Below are 16006 nucleotides of genomic sequence, written 5' to 3'. Positions count from 1 at the left end.
TCCGCGGCACCTTCGAGGCGGTGCAGCTATTTCACCAGATCCGGCCCGATTGTCAAAACCGAGCCCTTTCCGACACCGCCAGCGCACAGCAGACACGGCAAAGCCGCATCGGCTGATTCGTTGGTGGTTTCCCCGTCGTCCGGCCGGCCGCCATGCGAACGTCCTGCATCCGTGAGGGGGACGAGGGGTTAACTTACGTGGCCGGAGCGGCCGCGTCAAATCGGCGCGCCCGGCGGGCCGACGGGCCCATGGGCGGCAGGTGACCAGCGGGTCCGCGGGCCAGCCGCCGGGCAGGCCCCTCCCCCGGCGAGGGGAGATGTCCCACCGCACATCTACGCTCTGACGGTCACGAGGGGAAGGACTGCTCATGAGTGGAAACGGACGGGCCCTGGTGCTCGGGGGCGGCGGTGTCGCGGGGATCGCCTGGCTGACGGGTGTGCTCGCGGGACTCGCCGGCGAGGGAGCGGACGTCACCCACGCGGACCTCCTGCTCGGCACGTCGGCGGGCTCGGCGGTGGCGGCGCAGATCGGCAGCGGCCTGCCCGTCGCGGAGTTGTTCGCGCGCCAGGCCGAACCGGCGCTGCAGAACCGGGAGCTCGTTCCGTCCGGGGGCGTGACGGTCGCCGACTTCGCGGAGATCTGGAAGCGGCTCGCGGAGGAGGACCCCGACCCGATGGCCATCCGCCGGGGGCTGGGGGCGCGGGCGCTGGCCACCGACACCGTCGACGAGGCCGCGCGGCGGGCCGTGATCGAGGCGCGGCTGCCCGTCCACGAATGGCCGTCCCGTGACCTGCGCGTGACGGCGGTGAACGCGCTGACCGGCGACCTGCGCGTGTTCGACCGCGCTTCGGGCGCCTCGCTGGTGGACGCCGTCGCGGCGAGCTGCGCCGTCCCGATGATCTGGCCGCCGGTGACGATCGGGGGCATCCGCTACGTGGACGGCGGGGTGCGTTCGCCGAACAACCTCGACCTCGCGGCGGGCTATGGGCGCGTGCTGCTGATCGCGCCGATGGACGATCCGGCGCTGGCCGCGGACATCGCCGCCGTGGAGGGCGAGGGCGGCCGGGTGGAGGTGATCGTCCCGGACGAGGCATCGGTGACGGCGTTCGGCGCCGACCCGCTGGATCCGTCCACGCGTACTCCCTCGGCGAACGCGGGGCTCGCCCAGGGGAAGGGCGCGGCGGAGAACATCGCCTCGTTCTGGGGCTAGCGGAGCGCGTCCGCGGCGTGCCGTCAGCGCGGACGACACGCCGCGGCCCGGCCGCGTCAGGCCGGGTCGGTGAAGGAGGGCGGGCGCTTCTCGAAGTAGGCGTGGACGGCCTCGACCTGGTTGGGGCCGCCGCGCAGTTCGCCGAGCGTCCGGGACTCTTCGAGGAACTGGCCGGCCAGGTCGTGGTCCGCGGCGCGGTTGAGGAGCCGCTTGGCGCCGCGCACGGCGTCGGGGCTGTTGCCGGCGATCTCGCGGGCGAGCTCGGTCGCGGCGGCGCGCGGATCGTCGGCGGTGCGGGTGGCGAGGCCGATCCGGGCGGCGTCCTCGCCGGAGAGCATGCGGCCGGTGAAGGTGAGCTCCTTCGCGACGTCCTCGCCGACGAGGCGGATCAGCGCGGCGGTCCCGGTCATGTCGGGGACGAGGCCCCAGCGGATCTCCAGGACGGACAGCTTCGCGTCGGGCGCGACGATCCTGATGTCGGCGCCGAGCGCGATCTGCAGCCCGCCGCCCAGGGCGTGTCCGTGGACGGCGGCGATGACGGGCTGCGGGAGTTCCCGCCAGACGTGCACCGCCTGCTGACCGAGGTTCGTGATGCGTCCCGGCTCGCGTGCCGTGATGTCGTTCGCGAGCCGCTTGAACCGCTCGCCGCCGCCGCTCGGCGCGGAGTCGCCGGCCATGGCGGCGAAGTTGGCGAAGTCGAGCCCGGCGCAGAAGGCGCGCCCCGCACCGGACAGGACCACGGCCCGGACGGACGGGTCGGCGGCGAGAGCCTCCCCCGTCCGGGCGAGCGCGTCGAACATCCCCATGTCGAGGGCGTTGAGCTTGTCGGGCCGGTTGAGCCGCACGTCGGCGACCCCTTCGTGGACGTTCACGGTGACGCGGTCGGTCATGCCGGGGTCCCCTCCCTCATGGCGGTCATCTCAGGGGGACGATTCCACGCGCACCGTGACCAGTCGAGGCCCGCCCCCCCCATCTCGCCGGTTCTCGAGCGCGGGGGCCTGGCCGTCCCTGCGACGACTCGGCAGGGCGGTGCACCGGCGACCAGGGCGGCCGCGCATACGCGGCGGGATGGACGTCGCCGGCAGGCGGGCCGCTTACGGATGGCGGTAGGGCCCCGGCGGTCAGGTGACGGGGACTATCCGCGCCGCCGTCAGGCGGCCGGCGTGGATGTCGAGGAGGCCGAGGGTGCCGTGCGGCTGGCGGCGTCGGTCGGTGGGCGATCCGGGGTTGAAGATGCGGACGCCGTCGCCCGTCTCGTCCAGCGGGATGTGCGAGTGGCCGAAGACGACGAGGTCGGCGGCGGGGAACCGGCGGCGCATCCGGGCGGTCCGGCCGCGGGCCTGGCCGCTGTCGTGGACCATCGCGACGGCGAGGCCGTCCAGGTCGAGTTCGAGGCGTTCGGGGGCGCCCCACTCGGCGACGTCCGGCCCGTCGTTGTTGCCGAGGACGGCGTGGACCGGCGCGTACTCGGCCAACTCGTCCAGGACGGACGCCGTGCACACGTCGCCGGCGTGCAGGATCAGGTCCGCCCCGCGCAGGTGCTCGGCGACCCGCGGCGGGCACGACTTCCACCGGCGCGGTGCGTGCGTGTCGGAGACGGCCACCACTCTCACCCCCTCATTGTTCCGCAGGAGCGCACGTCGAAGCCCGTGTGCCCGCCGCTGTGGCGCGCGTCTCCTGACCGGTGCCGATGGGGAATGGCGGACGATCCCGTCTCGGCGGCGCCGCGGCTCGTCTCCGCGCTTGCCGGAAGGCGGCGCGTCCGGCGGGTGATTTTGCGACGGCGGCATCCGGACACGAGTGGGAAACAACTGTAAGCACCGTGTCATTACATTGTGCTGACCAGCGGAGTTAGGCTCGAATTCCTCGCGTTCGTCCAAAGGATTCCGGCCGTACGCCCCCGGTCGTTCCGACACGGCGACCCAGCACCGCGAGGGATGAATGAGGGCGGCCGGGCCCGGGGTGGATGATCACTCCCTTGCACCGGCCTCGGGACCCGGCCGCCTCTCCACGCCGCGACCCCGCGTTACGAGGTCAGGTAGAGCTTGCGGTCGAAGACGCCGGAGCCGGGCGTGCTCTCCCCGCGGGCGATCGCGGAGCCGCTGCCGGTGCCGTCGGACGGGCAGAGCCCGCTGCTCCCGGACTGCCGCACGAGCTTGATGTTGCTCGCCCGGCCCTGCGCGTCGTCCAGGCCCGGGAGGGGGCGGTTCGGGTTGTCGCGGTTGTAGACGTCGAAGGCGAGGCCGGGGGCGCTGCCCGTCTGGAACCCGTAGTAGCAGGTCACGGGGAACCCGAGGATCTTGCCTTCGACCTTGAAGTTGAGCCCGGCGTTGATGGTCAGGACGCCGTCGCGTCCGCCGGCGACGGGATCGTAGGTGACCTGGCCGCTGCGGTCGGGGACCTGGCTGAGGTCCAGGTCGGTCGCCGGCGAGCTGAGCCCGTTGGACGTCTGGCAGGCGCCGATCGACGCCGCGGTGAGCTCGCCGGGGCCGGTGGACTCGACGGTGCCCTGCAGTTGCGCGCCGTCGCAGGAGCCCGTGATCTGAGCGCCCAGGTAGTTGATGGAGAAGTCGAGCGTGCCGACGGTGGAGACCTGCCAGTTGCCGGAGTAGGGCGCTCCGGTGGCGGTCTCCTCGCGGAGGGTGGTGGTCGCGGCCGACGCGGCGGTCGCCGTCATGGCCAGTGCCGCGGACGCGGCGGCCAGCGGCACGGCCAGCCTGGTGATGGGAGCCTTCACAGGGGTTCCTCCTCGGGGGGTGGTTTCCATTTTTTCTACCCGAGTGATCGTGGAAATCAAAGCCCCGGCGAAAAGAAATTGGCGTTTTATAGAACTCCGCTAAAAAGGTGGAACGGGATGCTAAGGCGAGTGCGATATAGACCGTCGAAAATGGTTGAATTGGGCGGGCGGGGCCGGGCGGGGCGCCCGGCGGCCCTCATCCGGCCGTGCCCCCGGTGGTCGGCAGGCCCATGGCCCGCCACGCCTTGAAGCCGCCGGCGACGTCGGTCGCGCGGGTCAGGCCGAGGTCGTGCAGGGCCGCCGCGGCGAGGCTGGAGGTGTAGCCCTCCGAGCACAGGACGATGACGCGCAGGTCGTGGCCGGTCGCCTCGGGGAGCCGGGCGCCGGACGCCGGGTCGAAGCGCCATTCGAGGACGTTGCGCTCCACGATCAGCGCGCCGGGGACCTCTCCCTCGGCGGCCCGCTGCGCGGCCGGGCGGATGTCGACCAGGACGGCGCCTTCGCGGGTCTCCGCGTAGGCCTTGTCGGGCTCCAGCCGCTCCAGCCGTTCGCGCGCGTCGGCGAGGATTTCGTCGATCGTCCGTGTCATGGCTCAAGCATGCCAGCGCTCACCCGGTGAGCTGCGCATCGGCCGCGGCGAGTATCTCCTGGATGCGCAGCCCGTGCGCGGCGTCCAGCTCCGGGGCGGGCCCGCCGCGGACGGCGGCGGCGAACTCGGCGACCATCGTCGCGAAGGCGTCGTCGCCCAGCTGCGACCAGTCGAGGACGGCGTGTCCCCCGCGCCCGTACACCTCGACGCGGGCGGGCGGCAGCTCCCCGGTGCCGGCCATCGAGACGGACGCCTGGCTGACCGCGCCGCCCTCGTGCTCCAGCGTGAGGCCGAGCCAGCCCAGCGGGTCGCCGTGGGCGCGGACGCCGGTGACGCGGCCGAGCGAGGCGTCCAGCAGGTCGACGATGTGCGGGCCGAGGTCGAGCAGGGCGCCCTTCTCCAGCCGCCACGGGGTGGCGAACGGCCCGCCGCTCAGCACGGAGGAGACGAAGGAGCCGTAGCCGCCGAACGGCTCGAGGCCGCGGACGCGGCCGAGGAAGTCGCGGGCCGCGCGGGAGTAGCGCAGCGTGAAGACCATCTGCGAGACGACGCCCGCCTCGGCGATGGCGGCGGCGACCCGGCGGGCGCCGTCCAGGTCCATGGCGAGGGGCTTCTCCAGCAGGACGGCCTTGCCCGCGCGGGCGGCCCGGGCGGCGAGGGCGGCCTGGACGTCGGGCGGGACGGAGAACGCGACGGCCTCGCAGGCGTCGAACAGGTCCTCGATCCGCTCGAACGAGGGCGCGCCGTGCCGTCCGGCCAGTTCGGCGGACGCCTCCGGCCGGCGGGCCCAGACTCCCGCGAGCCGCGTCGCCGGCCCCGCGGCCAGGGCGGGCGCGTGCACCATCCCGGCCCAGGGGCCGGCGCCGACCAGCCCCACCGCCACAGAATCACTCATGGGACAAACCTAGACGCTCTACTCAGTAGTCACTTCCCGGACGAAGCCGGGCGGGACGGGGCGCGGGCGCGCAGGACGGGGCGCGGGCGCGCGCGGTCAGCCGAGCTGGACGCCGAAGAAGAGGGCGGCGAGCGCGCTGACCATGCCGAGGGCGCCCCACACGGCGAGGCCCGCCTTGGATTTGGCGCGGGTGTGCAGGAACGCCGCCGCGCCCGACAGCAGGACGAAGATGACCTTCACTTCGAGGGTGCGCTGCGCGGCGTCGCCCATGTCGCCCGAGGTGATGTTCCAGACGCCGGTGAGGACGAGCACGGCGAAGGCCGGCCAGGCGAGCATGTTGTAGCGGCGGGCGGCGGTCTTGGTGACGCCCTCGTAGCCGCGCAGCGCCGGGACGAGCGCGCCGAGGGTGATCTGGCCGCCGACCCAGATCGTCGCGGCGAGCACGTGCAGGAAGATGCGCACGTCGGCGGTGGTGAGGGCGAGCACGGGAACCTCCTGGGCGGGCCGGTCGTCGGTCGACCGGGACGTTACCGCCCTTGCGCCCGATGTCCGGCACGGCCCCGGCATTCGGGACCTTCGTCCCTGTCGCCGGGGCGCATGGGCCCTCCACGCTGGAGCCATGCAGCTCGACCAAAGCGGCCTGGAGGTCCTCGACGAGGACGAGTGCCGGGCCCTCCTGTCGCGCGCGGAGATCGGGCGGATCGTGTTCACCCACCACGCGCTGCCGGCCGTCCAGCCGGTGAACTTCGCCGTCGACGGCGGCGACATCGTCATCCGGACGTCGCGGGCGTCGCGGCTGGCCAAGGCCGCCGCCGACACGATCGTCGCCTTCGAGATCGACGAGTTCGACACGGTGGCGAAGACGGGCTGGTCGGTGGTGGCGGTCGGCCCCGCCCGGCACGTCGCCGATCCGGGCGACGCCGCCGCGCTGGCGGCCCTGCCGCTGCAGAGCTGGGCCCCCGGCGAGCGCGACTACTTCATCCGGATCCGGCCCGAGCTGATCACCGGCCGCCGGATCGGCGGGCCCGTGCCCGCCGCCCCGTGACCCGGTGAGGGCCGCCGGGCTCCCGTGACGGCGCGGCCGGCGCAGGGCCGAACGTCCGCGCGGGGGCGGGACCTCCGCCTCGGGGCACGGCCCCCGGCCCGGGACGTTCGCCTCTGTGCCCGCCGCCGCGCTTCGAGAACCCTGGGGATATGCGAGCCACCGGAGAAGACCTGGAGACCCTCGGCCGCGAGGAGTGCGTGACGCTGCTGCGGTCCGCGCCGGTCGGGCGCGTGGTCTACACCGATCAGGCGCTGCCCGCCATCCAGCCGGTCACCTTCGTCCTGGACGGCGACGAGGCAGTGGTCATCCGCACCGCGCCCGGCTCGAAGTTCGACGCCGCGCTGCGCGGCGCCATCGTCGCGTTCGAGGTGGACGCGTTCGACGCGGCCGCCCGGACGGGCTGGTCGGTGACCGTGGTCGGGCAGGCCCGCGCGGTGACCGACCCGGCGGAGGCCGCGCGGCTGGCCCGGCTGCCGCTGCGGCCCTGGGCCCCGGGGCCGCGCGACAACTTCATCCGGGTACCGCTGTGGCGGGTCACCGGCCGCCGCATCCTGCCCGTGGGCTGATCCGTCCTGACCGGCGCGAACCGCTGTGGTCAAGAGCACAGTGGTGATCACCACAGCACTGAATCGGATTCCAGGACTGCGATTTATCTATGATCAACTCGTGTACCTGACCCAGTCCACCGACCTGGCCCTGCGTGCGCTGATGCTGCTCGGGGCGGGCGACCGGCGGCGGTCCGCCGCCGATCTCGCCGGCAGCCTGCACGTCGCGCCGCAGCACATGGCGAAGATCGTGCAGCGGCTCCGGGGGCACGGTCTTGTCAAGACGTCTCGGGGCCGGGGCGGCGGCGTCGTCCTCGCCGGCGGGGTGCTCGCCCTGCCCGTCGGCGAGATCGTCCGGGCCCTGGAGGGGCCGGGCGAGGCCGTCGACTGCGACCACCCGCCGTGCCCGCTGCGCGGCGGCTGCCGGCTGCGCGGCGCGCTGCGGACGGCGCAGGAGGCGTTCCTCGCCGCGCTGGACCAGGTGCGCCTCAGCGAGCTGGTGACCGATCCTCCGGAGCCGGTCCTGCTCTCCCTGGCGCTGCCGGCGTCCGCGGCGGCGCCTCCCCCACAGGAAGGCCCCTGATGCCCGTCCGTCCGCGCCGCTGACGTCGCGGCACCTCCGCACGGCGCCCACCGCCGGGACTCGCTGTGGCGAACGTCACACCTCTTATTGGCGCAACGCCAATAAGATCGGGCGGTCGTCCGGGGCGCCATCACGCGCACTCCCTCCGCCCCCGCCGCGCTCCGCGGCGGCACCCCCACAGGAAGGACTCTGATGCTCTCGTCCGACCACGCCGAGATCGTGCGGGCCACGCTGCCCGCCGTCGGCGCCAACGGTGTTGAGATCACCGGCCGGTTCTACGACGCGATGTTCGCGGCGCACCCCGAGCTCCGGCACCTGTTCAACCAGGGCAACCAGGCCAACGGCGAGCAGCGCCAGGCGCTCGCCGGGTCGGTGGCCGCCTTCGCCGCTCACCTGGTCGATCCCGCTGCCGGGACGCCGTTCCAGCAGATGCTGCCGCGGATCGCGCACAAGCACGCCTCACTCGGCATCCGCCCCGAGCAGTACACGATCGTCGGGCGGCACCTCATGGGCGCCGTCGCCGACGTGCTGGGCGACGCGGTGACGCCCGAGGTGCACGCGGCCTGGTCCGAGGTGTACTGGCTGTTCGCGACGCTCCTCATCGCCGAGGAGGCGCGGCTCTACCAGGACGCCTCCTGCGATCCGGCCGCCCCGTACACGCCGTGGCGGATCGTGGAACGGCGCGACGAGGCGGAGGACGTGGTCTCGCTGGTGCTGACGCCCGCCGACGGCGGCGAGGTCCCCGCGCACCGTCCCGGCCAGTACGTCTCCGTCGCGGTGACGCTTCCGGACGGCCTGCGCCAGCCCCGCCAATACACGCTGTCGAAGGCGGCGGGCGACACGGTCCAGATCACGCTCCGGCGCGTGCGCGGCGAGGGCTCCGCACCGGACGGGGCCGTCTCGGCATACCTGGTCGACCACGCGGCGCCCGGCGACGAGCTGGAGGTGTCCCGGCCGTTCGGCGACGTCGTGCTGGACGACGAGGAGGACCCGCTCGTCCTGATCAGCGCGGGCATCGGCATCACCCCCGCCGCCGCGGTCATCGACCATCTGGCGGCCTCGGGCGGCGGCCGCCAGGTCCTGGCCGTCCACGCCGACCGGAGCCCGCGCACGCACGCGCTGCGCCGGCAGATCGCCGAGGCGGGCGGGCGGATGGCCCGCTTCCGGCAGCTGACCTGGTACGAGGAGCCGGGCGACGCGGAACTGGGCGAGGACGTCCGCGCCGGCCGGATCGACGTGGCGGAGCTGCCGCTGCCGGACAAGGCCCGCGTGTTCATGTGCGGCCCGCTGCCGTTCATGCGCGAGATCCGGCGGGGCCTGCTGGACGCGGGCGTCTCCGACGAGCGCATCCACTACGAGGTCTTCGGCCCCGACCTCTGGATCCGCTGACCGCGGCACGGACGACGACGCTCCCACCCCGGCGCGGGGTGGGAGCGTTCACCGGTTCCCGGGGCTACTGGATCCGCTCCCAGCCGCGCCGCGTCTCGTGCATCCCCAGGTGCTCGTCGCGGCTGCGGTAGACGATGTAGGGGCGCGTCACGTAGCCGATGGGCGCGGTGAGCATGTGCACGAGCCGCGTGAACGGCCAGATGCAGAACAGCAGCAGCGCGCTGAGCGCGTGCAGCTGGAACAGGACGGGCACGCCGGTCATCAGGTCCGGGTCGGGCCGCAGGTAGAACACCGACCGGAACCAGGGCGAGACCGTCTCCCGGTAGTTGTAGCCGTCGCCGATGATGTTGGCGGCGACCGTCGCGGCCAGCCCGATGGCGATGGTGCCGGCCAGCACCACGTACATCATCTTGTCGTTGCGGGTGGTCGCGAGGAACACCGGGCCGACCGTCCGGCGGCGGTAGATCAGGATGGCGAGGCCGGCCAGGGTGCAGAACCCGGCGATGGTCCCGAGGACGACCGCGACGACGTGGTACATGTGCTCGGTGACGCCGACGGCCTCCGTCCACCGGTCCGGGATGATCAGCCCGCCGACATGGCCGAGCGCGACGACGAGGATCCCGAAGTGGAACAGCGGGCTGCCGATGCGCAGCAGCCGCCGCTCGTACAGCTGGGACGAGCGGGTCGTCCAGCCGAACTTGTCGTAGCGGTACCGCCAGACGTGCCCGAGGACGAACACCGCGATGGTGACGTAGGGCAGGGCGACCCACAGCAGGGTGCCGAGGACGCCGGGATCGCCGCCGCTCTCCGCCGCGGCGGCGCCGGCGAGGACGGGCAGATCGGTGGTCATGAGCGGGCTCCAACGACGGGATCGGGCAGGAAGACGGGCCCCATGGCGGTCGCGTCCGCCCCGTAGGGCGCGAGGCCGACCGTCTCCTCGGGCGGCCCCTCGGCGACGAGGCGGGCGACGGCCTCCTCGTTGCGGCCGGTCAGCGGCGGCAGCGTCGCCGACACGGCGTCCAGGACGGGCGCCCACGGCGACCCCGCCTCGGTGAGGGAGATGCGCAGCAGCTCCAGGCCGGCGCGGTGCTCGACCAGCAGCCGCCGCCCCTGGACCGGGTCCCCGGTCGCGGCGAACTCCAGCACCACGGCCAGGTGGTCGGGCAGCTCGCCGTCGCCGAGGTCGAGCCCGGCCGCCTGGTACGCCTGCTTGAACCGCAGCAGGGCCATCCCCCGCTTCCGGGTGTCGCCGTAGGCGTAGTACGTCAGGTAGAGGCAGCACCGCTTGCGGTGGTCGAACGTGGCGACGTAGTCGGCCGCCAGGGTCTGCGGCGGGGTCGCGTCCAGGTGGTCGAGGACGCGGCCGAGCGGTTCCGCGACGGGCGCGGGCAGGCTCGCGGCGGCCCGGCGCAGCAGCGGGCGCCGGGCGAGCAGTTCCTCGTCGGGGTAGCCGAGCAGCAGCGACGCCGCCTGCCAGGCCGTGGCCAGTTCGGCGTCGTCCAGCCCCTTCTTGCCGGCGGTCTTGATCTTCACGGCTTCGGCTCCGTTTCGGCGGCGCCGGAGTCGGCGGGCGGGTTGGTGCCCCCCGGCCCGACCTCCGAGCCGCCCTCGCGTTCGGGGAACATCCCGGCGGGCGCGCCCTTGCCGTCCCAGTTGAGAAGGTTGACGCGCTTGTGCTTGTCGGCCGGGTCGACCGGGCTGTCGGCGGTCTGCCGCCCCTGCAGCATGTGGAAGTTCTCCACCGCGATCGGGTTCGGGCGCCCGGACGCCTCACCGAACGGGCCGGATCCGCCGGGCAGCCCGGCGCCGCCCATGCCGGGCCCGCCGTCGTAGTTCAGGCTGCACTCGGTGGCGATCTCCTCCAGGCCGTGCGCGTCCTCGGCGTGCGCCGTCGGGATCACGTACCGCTCGTCGTACTTGGCGAGCGCCAGCAGGCGGTACATGTCGTACATCGTCTCGCCCGTCATCCCCACCCCCTCGGGGATGGCCTCGTTGGCGTCGCGGCCGAGGTTGATGTCGCGCATGTAGGAGCGCATCGCGGCCAGCCGGCGCAGGACGCCGTCGACGACCGCGGTGTCCCCGGCGGTGAACAGCTCTGCCAGGTACTCCACCGGGATGCGCAGTGCGTCGATCGCCGCGAACAGGTTCCCCGGGTCCTCGGCGTCGTGCCCGGTGTCGCGGATGACGTCCACGACCGGCGACAGCGGCGGGATGTACCAGACCATCGGCATCGTCCGGTACTCAGGGTGCAGCGGCAGCGCCACCTTGTAGGTGTTGATGAGCGCGTAGATCGGGGACCGCTGCGCCGCCTCGATCCAGTCCTGCGGGATGCCCTCCCGCTCGGCCGCCGCGATGACCTCGGGGTCGTTCGGGTCGAGGAAGACGCTGCGCTGCGCCTCGTAGAGGTCCTTGTCGTCGGGTGTGGACGCGGCCTCCAGCACCTTGTCGGCGTCGTAGAGGATCAGGCCTATGTAGCGGAGCCGCCCGACGCACGTCTCCGCGCACACCGTCGGCAGGCCGACCTCGATGCGCGGGAAGCAGAAGGTGCACTTCTCGGCCTTGCCGGTCCGGTGGTTGAAGTACATCTTCTTGTACGGGCAGCCGGACACGCACATCCGCCAGCCGCGGCACTTGTCCTGGTCGACGAGGACGATGCCGTCCTCGGTGCGCTTGTAGATCGCGCCGGAGGGGCAGGACGCCGCGCAGGACGGATTGAGGCAGTGCTCGCAGATCCGCGGCAGGTAGAACATGAAGGTCTTGTCGAACTCCATCTTCACCTTGTCGGAGATGTCCTTGAGCAGGACGTCCTTGTCGCCGTGCTCGACGGAGCCGCCGAGGTCGTCGTCCCAGTTCGCCGACCAGGAGACCTTTATGTCCTTGCCGGACAGCAGCGACTTCGGCCGGGCGACCGGCGTGTGCTCCTGCAGCGGCGCGTTGGTGAGGGTCTCGTAGTCGTAGGTCCAGGGCTCGTAGTAGTCGTCGATCCCGGGCAGCTTCGGGTTGGAGAAGATCGTCAGCAGCTTGCGCCACCGGCCGCCGCCCTTGAGCGCGAGCCGGCCGCGGCTGTTCAGTGTCCAGCCGCCGCGCCACTTCTCCTGGTCCTCGTACTGCCGGGGGTAGCCCTGACCGGGCCGGGTCTCCACGTTGTTGAACCAGACGTACTCCACGCCGCTGCGGTTGGTCCACGCCTGCTTGCAGGTGACCGAGCAGGTGTGGCAGCCGATGCACTTGTCGAGGTTCATCACCATCGACATCTGCGCCATGACGCGCATTAGTACTGCACCTCCTGGGAGCGGCGGCGGATGACGGTGACCTCGTCGCGCTGGTTGCCGGTCGGCCCGAGGTAGTTGAACGCGAACGACAGCTGCGCGTACCCGCCGACGAGGTGACTCGGCTTGATCAGCAGCCGGGTCAGGGAGTTGTGGATGCCGCCGCGGCGGCCGGTCGTCTCCGCGCGGGGGACGTCGATCAGCTTGTCCTGCGCGTGGTACATGTACACGGTGCCCTCGGGCATCCGGTGGCTGACGATCGCGCGGGCGACGACGACGCCGTTGCGGTTGACCGCCTCGATCCAGTCGTTGTCGCGGACGCCGATCTTGGCCGCGTCCACCCCGCTCATCCAGATCACCGGGCCGCCGCGCGACAGCGACAGCATGAACAGGTTGTCCTGGTACTCGGAGTGGATCGACCACTTGTTGTGCGGGGTGAGGTACCGGACGGTCAGCCCCAGCTCGCCCGTCTCCCCCAGCTCCGGCTCGCCGAACAGGGCGGACATGTTGAGCGGCGGCCGGAACACCGGCAGCTGCTCGCCCAACTCGGCCATCCAGTCGTGGTCGAGGTAGAAGTGCTGGCGCCCGGTGAGGGTATGCCAGGGCTTCAGGCGCTCGACGTTGATGGTGAACGGCGAGTAGCGGCGCCCGCCGCTCTCCGAGCCCGACCATTCGGGGGACGTGATGACGGGCACGGGACGCGCCTGCGTGTCCGCGAACGTGATCTGTTTGCCCTCGTGCTCGGCGGCGAGATCGGCGAGCCGCGTCCCGGTGCGCTTCTCCACCGTCTTGAAGCCCTGGGTGGCCAGATGCCCGTTCGTCGTGCCGGAGAACGCGAGGATCATCTCGCAGGCGTGCACGTCCCGTTTCAGCGACGGGCGGCCGTCCGCCGGCCCGCCGCGCACGACGCCGTTCTTGTGCTTGAGGTACTCGACCTCGCGCTTCACGTCGAACGTGACGCCCTTGGTGGTGGCGCCGAGCCGCTCGGCCAGGGGGCCGAGCGCGGTCATCTTCGCCGCGATGGCCGGGTAGTCGCGCTCGACCGTCACGAGCTTCGGCATCGTCACGCCGGGGACCGGCTCGCACTCGCCCTTCGCCCAGTCGAGGACGCGCCCGTGCGGGGTCGCCATCTCGTCAGGGGTGTCGTGCAGCAGCGGGACGGCGACGACGTCCTTGCGGACGCCGAGGTGCCCCTCGGCGAGCCGACTGAACGCGGTCGCGATGTCCTGGAACGCGCGCCAGTCGCTGCGGGTCTGCCACGGCGGCCCGATCGCGGGGTTGAACGAGTGCACGAACGGGTGCATGTCGGTCGTGTTCAGGTCGTGCTTCTCGTACCAGGTCGCCGCCGGCAGCACGATGTCGGAGTAGACGGTGGTGCTGGTCATCCGGAAGTCCAGCGACAACAGCAGGTCGAGCTTGCCCGCCGGGGCCTCGTCCCGCCAGACGACCTCCTCCGGCCGGGCCTCGGGCGGCGTCTCCTCCGCCCGGACGGCGTCGGCGGCGCCGAGCAGGTGCCGCAGGAAGTACTCGTTGCCCTTCGCGGACGACCCGAGCAGGTTGGACCGCCAGACGGTCAGGACGCGGGGGAAGTTCTCCGGCGCGTCGGGGTCCTGGCAGGCGAACTTGAGCCGGTCGGCCTTCAGCTCGTCGACGATGTACTCGCCGGCCTGCTTCCCGGCGGCCTCCGCCTCGTCGGCGAGGGTCAGCGGGTTGCGGTCGAACGTCGGATAGGACGGCATCCAGCCGAGCCGCGCCGCCTGCGCGATCACGTCGGCGGTGGACCGCCCCGCGAACGTCCCGCCGCCGGTCGCCGCCGACAGCGCGCCGGCGTCGAACTGGTCGTAGCGGAACTGGTCGGTGTGCAGGTAGAAGAACGCGGTGCCGATCATCTGCCGGGGCGGCCGGGACCAGTCGAGGCCGAACGCCAGCTGCGCCCACCCGGTGACCGGGCGGCACTTCTCCTGCCCGACGTAGTGCGCCCAGCCGCCGCCGTTCACGCCCTGCCCGCCGGTGAGCGTGGTCAGCGCGAGGAACGTCCGGTAGATGGTGTCGGAGTGGAACCAGTGGTTGGTGCCCGCGCCCATGATGATCATCGAGCGGCCGCGGGTCTCCTCGGCGTTGGCCGCGTACTCGCGGCCGATCCGCTCGGCGGCCTGCGCCGGGACGCCGGTGATGGTCTCCTGCCACGCCGGGGTGCCGGGCTCGGAGGCGTCGTCGTACCCGGTCGGCCAGGCCCCGGGCAGGCCGTCGCGCCCGACGCCGTACTGGGCGAGCAGCAGGTCGAACACGGTCGTGACCAGGTGGCCGCCGACGTTGCGGACGGGCACGCCCCGGCGCAGCGTGCCCGGCGCGCCGTCGATGCCGTCGAACCGGGCCAGCTCGATCTCGACCGCCTCGCCGCCCTCCACCGACAGCAGCGGGTCGGCGTCGCCCAAGTCCAGGTTCCACCTGCCCTCGCCGGCCTCGCCGTAGCGGAAGCCGAGCGAGCCGTTCGGGACGAGCGGGTGACCGGTGCCCGCGTCCAGGATCACGGTCTTGAACGCGGCGTTCTCGGACTGCGCCTCGGCGCCCGGCAGGTCGGCCGCCGTGAGGAACTTGCCCGGGACGTACACGCCGTCGCGCTCCTCAAGGCGCACCAGGAAGGGCAGGTCGCTGTAGCGCTTCACATAGTCGGTGAAGTACGGGACCTGGCGGTCGACGAAGAACTCCTTGAGGATGACATGGCCCATGGCCATCGCCAGGGCGCCGTCCGTTCCGGGCTGGGCGGCGAGCCACTCGTCGGCGAACTTGACGTTGTCGGCGTAGTCCGGGGACACCGCGATGACCTTCTGGCCCCGGTAGCGGGCCTCGGTCATCCAGTGCGCGTCGGGGGTGCGGGTGACCGGCACGTTGGAGCCCCACATGATGAGGTAGCCGGCGTCCCACCAGTCGCCCGACTCGGGGACGTCGGTCTGGTCGCCGAACACCTGCGGGGACGCCACCGGGAGGTCGGCGTACCAGTCGTAGAACGACAGCATCGTCCCGCCGAGCATGGACACGAACCGGGCGCCGGACGCGTGCGACACCATCGACATCGCCGGGATCGGGGAGAACCCGGCGACCCGGTCCGGGCCGAACTCCTTGATCGTGTGGACGTGCGCGGCGGCGATCATCTCGGTCGCCTCGTCCCACGTGGCCCGGACCAGGCCGCCGCGTCCGCGCGCGTCCTTGTACGCGCGGGCCTTCTCCGGGTCGGAGACGATCTCGCGCCACGCCTCCACCGGGTCGCCGGTCCGGGCCTTGGCCTCCCGGTACATCTCCAGCAGGACACCGCGGACGTAGGGGTACCGCACCCGCGTCGGCGAGTAGGTGTACCAGCTGAAGGACGCGCCGCGCGGGCAGCCGCGCGGCTCGTACTCGGGACGGTCCGGGCCGACCGACGGGTAGTCGGTCTGCTGCGCCTCCCAGGTGATGATGCCGTCCTTGACGTACACCTTCCAGGAGCACGACCCGGTGCAGTTGACCCCGTGGGTGGAGCGCACCACCTTGTCGTGCGACCAGCGGTCCCGGTAGAAGGCGTCGGCCTCCCGGCCTCCCCGCTTGGTCACCGTGCGCAGGTCGGGTGAGACGTTCGCGCGGGTGAAGTACCTGCGCGTGCTCACCAGCGCGTCTTCCAGCGGGCCGTCCATCCCAGACCGGCCGTTGGTCGAACTCAAGTCGGATCCCCTTCTTCCCCTTTATTTCGGGATAAATCGCACCTCGGGG

The 16006-nt window shown here is 72.4% G+C and carries 15 protein-coding genes; 5 read left to right on the top strand and 10 right to left on the bottom strand.

The features are described 5' to 3' along the window. The first annotated feature begins 367 nt into the window (after positions 1–367). A complete protein-coding gene (locus tag SM611_RS24050; RefSeq protein WP_371952157.1) occupies positions 368–1210 on the top strand; it encodes a patatin-like phospholipase family protein in 843 nt (280 codons plus the stop codon). A 56-nt stretch (positions 1211–1266) separates the two neighbouring features. Here SM611_RS24050 and SM611_RS24045 read toward each other — a convergent pair whose 3' ends face one another. The 6 genes from SM611_RS24045 to SM611_RS24020 form a co-directional block, all read right to left on the bottom strand. Further along, positions 1267–2100 carry a crotonase/enoyl-CoA hydratase family protein gene (locus SM611_RS24045; RefSeq protein WP_371952156.1) on the bottom strand — a complete coding sequence of 278 codons (834 nt, stop codon included), beginning with the start codon at positions 2098–2100 and terminating at the stop codon, positions 1267–1269. Positions 2101–2331: 231 nt separating this feature from the next. After that, positions 2332–2823, bottom strand: coding sequence for a metallophosphoesterase family protein (locus tag SM611_RS24040; RefSeq protein ID WP_371952155.1), 492 nt, complete (start codon positions 2821–2823; stop codon positions 2332–2334). A gap of 413 nt (positions 2824–3236) precedes the next feature. Next, positions 3237–3947, bottom strand: a complete 711-nt coding sequence (locus SM611_RS24035) for a hypothetical protein (RefSeq protein WP_371952154.1) — start codon at positions 3945–3947, stop codon at positions 3237–3239. A 196-nt stretch (positions 3948–4143) separates the two neighbouring features. After that, the gene (locus SM611_RS24030) at positions 4144–4536 is read right to left on the bottom strand and encodes a rhodanese-like domain-containing protein (protein ID WP_371952153.1); all 393 of its coding nucleotides are present in this window, start codon (positions 4534–4536) and stop codon (positions 4144–4146) included. Between the two features lie 19 nt (positions 4537–4555). Continuing rightward, complete coding sequence (locus SM611_RS24025; RefSeq protein ID WP_371952152.1) at positions 4556–5431, bottom strand: Gfo/Idh/MocA family protein; 876 nt, start codon at positions 5429–5431, stop codon at positions 4556–4558. A gap of 96 nt (positions 5432–5527) precedes the next feature. Then, positions 5528–5917, bottom strand: a complete 390-nt coding sequence (locus SM611_RS24020) for a hypothetical protein (RefSeq protein ID WP_371952151.1) — start codon at positions 5915–5917, stop codon at positions 5528–5530. A 133-nt stretch (positions 5918–6050) separates the two neighbouring features. Here SM611_RS24020 and SM611_RS24015 point away from each other — a divergent pair, with 133 nt between their 5' ends. The 4 genes from SM611_RS24015 (at position 6051) to SM611_RS24000 (ending at position 8993) form a co-directional block, all read left to right on the top strand. Beyond that, positions 6051–6476 carry a pyridoxamine 5'-phosphate oxidase family protein gene (locus SM611_RS24015; RefSeq protein ID WP_371952150.1) on the top strand — a complete coding sequence of 142 codons (426 nt, stop codon included), beginning with the start codon at positions 6051–6053 and terminating at the stop codon, positions 6474–6476. A 149-nt stretch (positions 6477–6625) separates the two neighbouring features. Continuing rightward, a complete protein-coding gene (locus SM611_RS24010; protein ID WP_371952149.1) occupies positions 6626–7042 on the top strand; it encodes a pyridoxamine 5'-phosphate oxidase family protein in 417 nt (138 codons plus the stop codon). 100 nt (positions 7043–7142) lie between these two features. Then, complete coding sequence (locus SM611_RS24005) at positions 7143–7604, top strand: RrF2 family transcriptional regulator (protein WP_371952148.1); 462 nt, start codon at positions 7143–7145, stop codon at positions 7602–7604. A gap of 192 nt (positions 7605–7796) precedes the next feature. Further along, on the top strand, positions 7797–8993 hold the full coding sequence (locus tag SM611_RS24000; protein WP_371952147.1) for a globin domain-containing protein: 1197 nt from the start codon (positions 7797–7799) through the stop codon (positions 8991–8993). A gap of 64 nt (positions 8994–9057) precedes the next feature. On the opposite strand, the gene narI is transcribed toward SM611_RS24000, so the two are convergent. The 4 genes from narI to SM611_RS23980 are packed head-to-tail and all read right to left on the bottom strand — an operon-like array spanning position 9058 to position 15930. Beyond that, complete coding sequence (gene narI, locus SM611_RS23995; RefSeq protein WP_371952146.1) at positions 9058–9843, bottom strand: respiratory nitrate reductase subunit gamma; 786 nt, start codon at positions 9841–9843, stop codon at positions 9058–9060. Continuing rightward, positions 9840–10526, bottom strand: a complete 687-nt coding sequence (narJ, locus tag SM611_RS23990) for a nitrate reductase molybdenum cofactor assembly chaperone (protein WP_371952145.1) — start codon at positions 10524–10526, stop codon at positions 9840–9842. Before narJ ends, narI begins: the two co-directional genes overlap by 4 nt. Next, entirely contained in the window at positions 10523–12265 is a 1743-nt protein-coding gene (gene narH, locus SM611_RS23985) for a nitrate reductase subunit beta (RefSeq protein ID WP_371952144.1), read from the bottom strand. The genes narJ and narH overlap by 4 nt, the downstream gene beginning before the upstream one ends. Further along, on the bottom strand, positions 12265–15930 hold the full coding sequence (locus SM611_RS23980) for a nitrate reductase subunit alpha (RefSeq protein WP_371952165.1): 3666 nt from the start codon (positions 15928–15930) through the stop codon (positions 12265–12267). Before SM611_RS23980 ends, narH begins: the two co-directional genes overlap by 1 nt. Between the last annotated feature and the right edge of the window lie 76 nt (positions 15931–16006).

The organism is Actinomadura monticuli (assembly GCF_041463655.1).
GTDB classification, from domain to species: domain Bacteria; phylum Actinomycetota; class Actinomycetes; order Streptosporangiales; family Streptosporangiaceae; genus Spirillospora; species Spirillospora monticuli.
The sequence above is the reverse complement of the archived record's forward strand: the minus strand, read 5'-3'. Positions and strand labels throughout refer to the sequence as shown.

Coding starts and splice junctions, on each gene's coding strand:
- SM611_RS24025 (WP_371952152.1), bottom strand. CDS start 5,431: ATGAGTGATTCTGTGGCGGTGGGGCTGGTCGGCGCCGGCCCCTGGGCC.
- SM611_RS24045 (WP_371952156.1), bottom strand. CDS start 2,100: ATGACCGACCGCGTCACCGTGAACGTCCACGAAGGGGTCGCCGACGTG.
- SM611_RS24030 (WP_371952153.1), bottom strand. CDS start 4,536: ATGACACGGACGATCGACGAAATCCTCGCCGACGCGCGCGAACGGCTG.
- narH (WP_371952144.1), bottom strand. CDS start 12,265: ATGCGCGTCATGGCGCAGATGTCGATGGTGATGAACCTCGACAAGTGC.
- SM611_RS24015 (WP_371952150.1), top strand. CDS start 6,051: ATGCAGCTCGACCAAAGCGGCCTGGAGGTCCTCGACGAGGACGAGTGC.
- SM611_RS24000 (WP_371952147.1), top strand. CDS start 7,797: ATGCTCTCGTCCGACCACGCCGAGATCGTGCGGGCCACGCTGCCCGCC.
- SM611_RS24010 (WP_371952149.1), top strand. CDS start 6,626: ATGCGAGCCACCGGAGAAGACCTGGAGACCCTCGGCCGCGAGGAGTGC.
- narI (WP_371952146.1), bottom strand. CDS start 9,843: ATGACCACCGATCTGCCCGTCCTCGCCGGCGCCGCCGCGGCGGAGAGC.
- SM611_RS23980 (WP_371952165.1), bottom strand. CDS start 15,930: ATGGACGGCCCGCTGGAAGACGCGCTGGTGAGCACGCGCAGGTACTTC.
- SM611_RS24050 (WP_371952157.1), top strand. CDS start 368: ATGAGTGGAAACGGACGGGCCCTGGTGCTCGGGGGCGGCGGTGTCGCG.